The sequence below is a fragment of the Kitasatospora sp. A2-31 genome, from assembly GCF_022288725.1.
GTDB lineage: Bacteria > Actinomycetota > Actinomycetes > Streptomycetales > Streptomycetaceae > Kitasatospora.
Window position 1 is genome coordinate 1 of record NZ_JAKNTA010000235.1, and the last position, 1,199, is coordinate 1,199.

2 protein-coding genes are annotated in these 1,199 nt (G+C 70.4%); both read left to right on the forward strand.

From position 1 onward, the window contains the following. Nucleotides 1-518: AAA domain-containing protein (locus MCM47_RS41150; protein WP_374209290.1), on the forward strand; the 518-nt coding region annotated here is incomplete at its 5' end. 50 nt (nucleotides 519-568) lie between these two features. After that, nucleotides 569-1,199, forward strand: a 631-nt coding sequence (locus MCM47_RS41155) for a CRISPR-associated endonuclease Cas3'' (protein WP_238951875.1), incomplete at its 3' end; no start/stop codon positions are given.

Consider the following 1,199-nt stretch of genomic DNA (forward strand, 5'->3'; position numbering starts at 1 on the left):
AATATGGGAACCGCGGGCCCCGCCACACCCTCGACCATGACCCCGAAGTCGCCGAGGCTCTGGCCGCCACCGCCGCGAGGCTGCTGGAACGCGGTGCGCTCACCGACGGTTCCCTCCTCGTAGAGGACAGGATCGCCATCGGAGCGGCCCGTACCCTCCAGGTGAACGCCGTCCGGAGGGCGCTCGCCGAGCGAGGCCTCAGCCGGATCACCGTGGACACCGCGAACCGACTCCAGGGACGCGAGTTCGACGTGACCCTGGTGTGGCACCCGCTGTCCGGACGGCGGGATCTCAGCGCCTTCCACCTGGAGGCCGGCCGCCTGTGCGTGCTGTTGTCCCGGCACCGCTACGCCTGCATCGTGGTCGCCCGAGCCGGGATCCGCGACGTCCTGGACCGGCATCCGACCACCCGGCCTGTGCATCTCGACGTGAAACCGAAGTTTCCCGACGGCTGGCGCGCCCACCAGAGCACCATGGCCCACTTGGAACGGGCCGAGCACCGGATCAAAGCGATCTGACCGTAACCGTACGGGCGGCGTGCCTCACGCGGTGCGCCGAGGAGAGAGCCATGGAAGACAGCACGACCGGATGTCCCGTTGAGAGCCTGTCCGAGGCCGCGAGGACCGTCTGGGCTAAGTACGAGAAGGACGACGGCGCCTGGTTACCGCTGTGGCGGCACATGGCCGACAGTGGCGCCGTCGCTGGGATGTTGTGGGATCGCTGGTTGCCCGACCAGGTCCGCCGCCTCGTCGCCCAGGCGATGCCGTGCGGGGAGGAGGACGCCCGCCGTCTCGTGGTCTGGCTGGCGAGGGCCCACGACATCGGCAAGGCCACGCCGGCGTTCGCCCACCAGGTCGACGTCCTCGCTGAGCGGATGCGGGCGACGGGCCTGACGATCGGGCCCAGTCACCTACTGAACGCCGAGCGGAGGACCGCTCCGCACGGGCTCGCGGGCCAACTGCTGCTCCAACGGTGGTTGGAGGAACGGCGCGGGTGGCCGCGGCTGGCCGCGGGCCAATTCGCGGTGGTGGTTGGTGGTCATCACGGAACGCCACCGGATCATCCCCAGATCACCGCACTCAGGGACCGACCCGAGCTGCTGCACGGCGCCGGCTCGGCGGAGCAGCCCTGGTGCAGCGTCCAGGACGAACTCCTCGATCGTTGTGCGGACCGCGCCGGTGTGGCAGACCGGCTCGCGG